The organism is Methylobacterium sp. CCH5-D2, assembly GCF_001556475.1.
Taxonomy (GTDB): Bacteria; Pseudomonadota; Alphaproteobacteria; order Rhizobiales; family Beijerinckiaceae; genus Methylobacterium; species Methylobacterium hispanicum.
On record NZ_LSIX01000020.1, the window covers coordinates 1 to 3,930 of the forward strand.

3 protein-coding genes are annotated in these 3,930 nt (G+C 72.8%); 2 read left to right on the forward strand and 1 reads right to left on the reverse strand.

All coding sequences use genetic code 11. The features are described 5' to 3' along the window. Both AX737_RS00450 and AX737_RS00455 read left to right on the forward strand, forming a co-directional pair. A partial coding sequence (locus AX737_RS00450; RefSeq protein ID WP_156453437.1) for an aminopeptidase N C-terminal domain-containing protein occupies positions 1-599 on the forward strand: 599 nt, incomplete at its 5' end. Between the two features lie 170 nt (positions 600-769). Further along, on the forward strand, positions 770-3,121 hold the full coding sequence (locus AX737_RS00455; protein WP_066918121.1) for a PAS domain-containing sensor histidine kinase: 2,352 nt from the start codon (positions 770-772) through the stop codon (positions 3,119-3,121). Between the two features lies 1 nt (position 3,122). Here the strand turns inward: AX737_RS00455 and AX737_RS33915 are convergent. Continuing rightward, positions 3,123-3,930 (reverse strand): hypothetical protein (locus tag AX737_RS33915; protein WP_066918122.1); only part of this gene is annotated, 808 nt, incomplete at its 5' end.

Below are 3,930 nucleotides of genomic sequence, written 5' to 3' on the forward strand. Positions count from 1 at the left end.
GGCGGGCGCTCCGCAACGCCGCCCTCGACCTCGTGGCGGCCGGCGACCCGCAGACCGGCGCCGCCCGCGCCGCGGCGCACTTCGAGGCCGCCACCAACATGACCGACCGGCTGGCGGCGCTCGGCACGCTGGCGCTGATCCCCGGCGAGGCCCGGGAGGCCGCGTTCGCCGCCTTCGCCGAGCGCTACGCCGAGGAGCCGCTCGTCCTCGACAAGTGGTTCGCCGTCCAGGCGATGATCCCCGAGGACGGCACCCTCGCGCGCATCGCGCGCCTCACGGCGCACCCGGCCTTCGCGCTGACGAACCCGAACCGCGTCCGGGCCCTCATCGGCTCCTTCGCGTTCGGCAACCCGACCCAGTTCGCGCGGCCGGACGGGGCCGGCTTCGCCCTCGTCGCCGACACGGTCCGGGCGCTCGACAGCACGAATCCGCAGGTCGCCGCCAAGCTGCTCACGGCCTTCGGATCCTGGCGCCGCCTGAAAAAAACACGCGCCTGTAAGGCCGAGGAAATCCTCAAGCAGATCAAGACGATCCCGGGCCTGTCGCGGGACGTGGCCGACATCGCGGCGCGCAGTCTTGCGCCAATTAACCATTTGTAAACCAAACCGAAATAGCCGCCGGGGCGAATCCGCAACAGCCTCCCGCTGTCAAGCTGTAGCCTCAAAAATCCGTGGACAATCGCGGCGGCCCCAAGGCATATTGAATCCAGATTCGGGACGGCGCCGAGCGCCTCCCGACATCCCGATTTTCCCTAGGACGAGGTCCGGACATGCCGGAGGCGGCTTCCGCTTCCCTCTCCGCGCGTGCGGACACGATCTTGGGCGTCCACTGGCCGGCCCGTGCCAGGAGCGGGCGCCTCGCCCGGGTCGAGGCGGGGCTGCGCTACGCCATCCCCGCGCTGCTCTCGTGCTTCCTGGCCTGCCTCGTCGGCCTCACCGTCGTCCATGTCCGCGGCGAGCGCGACGAGATCGCGGCGGCCGCCGCCGCCGAGATCACGACGACGCTCCGGCTCGCCGCCGCGTTGCCGGGCGGCTCCATCGACCTCGCGGCGCTCGCGGCCGGTCAGGCCCGGACCGAGCGGCGCCTGCTTCTGATCGCCCCCGACGCGCGCATCCTCGCGGCCCAGCCGCCGCTGCCGGCCGGGCAGGACCGGCTCGTGCAGGTGCTCGGGGAGGCCGAGGCGCTGACGGTTCTCGGGCAGCGGGCCGGCGTCCTGACCCTGACGCCCCCGGGCGGCGAGCCGGTGCTCGCCGCGATGGGGCGGCTGCCGGACGGGCAGAGCCTCGCCGTGGTTCAGCCCCTGGCGCCCCTGCTGGCGGGCTGGCGCGAGCGCGCCCGCGACCAGACGGTGCTGGTCGGCGCCGCGATCCTCGTGATCCTCGGCGTCGCCGTGGCCTACGGGCTCCAGAGCCGCCGGGCGCAGACGGCCGACCGGGTCTGCGAGCAGATCCGCCAGCGCCTCGACATCGCCCTCGGCCGCGGCGGCTGCGGCCTCTGGGACTGGGACATCCCGCGCGGGCGGATCTACTGGTCGAACTCGATGTACGCGCTCCTCGGCTACCGGCGCGAGCACGAGTACCTCTCCTTCGGCACCGTGAACGCCCTGGTGCACCCGGACGATGGCGACCTCTACAGCCTCGCCCGCGGGCTGGCGGCCAACCAGACCTCGGTGGACCACGCCTTCCGGATGCGCGGCGCCGACGGCGCCTACGTCTGGCTGCGCACCCGCGCCGAGGTGGTGCCCGACCCCAACGACGGCGGCAGCCACCTCGTCGGCATCGCCATCGACGTGAGCGAGCAGCACCAGCTCGCCGAGACCAGCGCCACCGCCGACATGCGCCTGCGCGACGCGATCGAGGCGATCTCGGAAGCCTTCGTGCTCTGGGACACCGGCAACAAGCTGGTCCTGTGCAACTCGAAATTCCGCCACCTGCACGCCCTCAACCCGGAGGACGCGCAACCCGGCCGCCGCTACACCGAGGTGATGAGCCGGGGCATGCTCCCGCAGATCCGGCGCGAGATGCCGGAATCGGGGGCTGCCACCGCCCGCACCTTCGAGGCGGAGCTGACGGACGGGCGCTGGCTCCAGATCAGCGAGCGCCGCACCAAGGACGGCGGCTACGTCTCGGTCGGGACCGACATCACCAGCCTGAAGCGGCACCAGGAGCAGCTCGTCGCCTCGGAGCGCGAGCTGATCGAGACGGTCAAGGACCTCAAGCGCTCCCGCCGCACCCTCGAGGTCCAGACCCAGCAGCTCGCCGACCTCGCCGAGCGCTACCTCGACCAGAAGGCCACCGCCGAGACCGCGAGCCAGGCAAAATCCGATTTCCTCGCCAACATGAGCCACGAGCTGCGCACGCCGCTCAACGCCATCATCGGCTTCGCGGACGTGATGGCCAGCGGGGTGTTCGGTCCCCTCGGCTCGCCGCGCTACACCGAGTACTGCCGCGACATCGGCGAGAGCGGGCACTACCTGCTCTCGGTCATCGACGACATCCTCAACATGTCCCGCATCGAGGGGCATCGCGTCCGCCTCGCCCCGCGCGAGATCCCGGCGGAGCAGGCCGTGAATGCGGCGCTGAAGCTCGTCGCCGAGGCGGCGCGGGCGAAGTCGCTGCATGTCGGCCTCGACATCGCGCCCGACCTGACGGTGCTCGCCGACGCGCGCGCCCTGCACCAGATCCTGACCAACCTCCTGCAGAACGCCGTGAAGTTCACCGCCGCCGAGGGCCGCGTCGTGGTGCGCGCCCGCCGGGCCGGCGACCGCACCCACATCTTCGTGGAAGACACCGGCATCGGCATCCCGCGCACCGTCCTGCCCCGCCTCGGCCAGCCCTTCGTGCAGGTCGAGGCCAACATGACCCGCAGCCACAAGGGCTCGGGGCTGGGCCTCGCCATCGCGCGCTCGATGGCGGAGCTGCACGGCGGCTCCCTGCGGATCCGCTCCGAGGTCGACCAGGGCACGATCGTGCTGGTGCGACTGCCCGCCCCCACCCCGGAGCGCCTGGCCCAGGCCGCCGCGATGGCGGCGCCCGACGCGGGCGCGCAGGAGACGGTGGCCGCCCTGCGCGAGGCCTCGGGCGCGACGCGCCGCCGCGAGATGGCCCGCGCGGCGATCTGATTCAGCGCAGGTAGATCACGCTGTAGAGCGTGCGCCGCAGCTCCGCCTCCCAGAGCCAGATCCGGCCGTCCTCGCAGCGCTCGCGAATGCCGGGGCGCATGTGGGCGCAGTAGGCGCCCGTGTTGTCCTGCACGCGGTACTGGCAGCGCCCGCCGACCCGGCGGCGGGCCACCACGGTGCTCGAATGGTCGGCGGCGAGATCCGGGTCCTTCGGGTCGCGCGCCTCGAGGATGTACCAGCTGTAGCCGATCGTGGGCGCCCGGCCCCGGTCGAGGGCGTAGTCGAGCATCGCCAGCATCCGGTCGATCCGCGTCCGCGCCGGAAGCTTGCCGGTCTCGATCATCGCCATGAACTCGAGCTGGTTCGAGGCCACCCGGTAGGAGACCGGCAGCAGCGGCACCGGCGAGGGCCTGCGTCGGCAGAGTGCCGCGACCCGCGCCATCCAGGCCGCGTTGAGGGCGTCGGCCCGGCGGCTGCGCAGCCGCTCCACCGTCGCGCCGGTCGCCCGGAAGCACTGGTTCGGCGCCCGCACGTAGGCGCCGTAGCGCTGCGCCAGGAAGAAGCGGGCGTGGTGCGCGTAGCCCTCGTGCGAGGGCAGGTCGCGCTCGTCGCAGAGCCCGTCGAGATTGTAGAGCAGCGCCGCCGCGTCCTCCTCGCCGCCCTCCAGCTTGTCGAAGTAGGGCTCGTGGCGGGGGTTGCGGGTCGGGTCGATGTCGACCGCGTTGCGGCTCCAGGCGATGTCCTCGCGGAAGCGCGGATGCGCCCGGAGGTGCCGGGCGAGGCGCGGATCGGGCAGCGCGGCGAGGCGC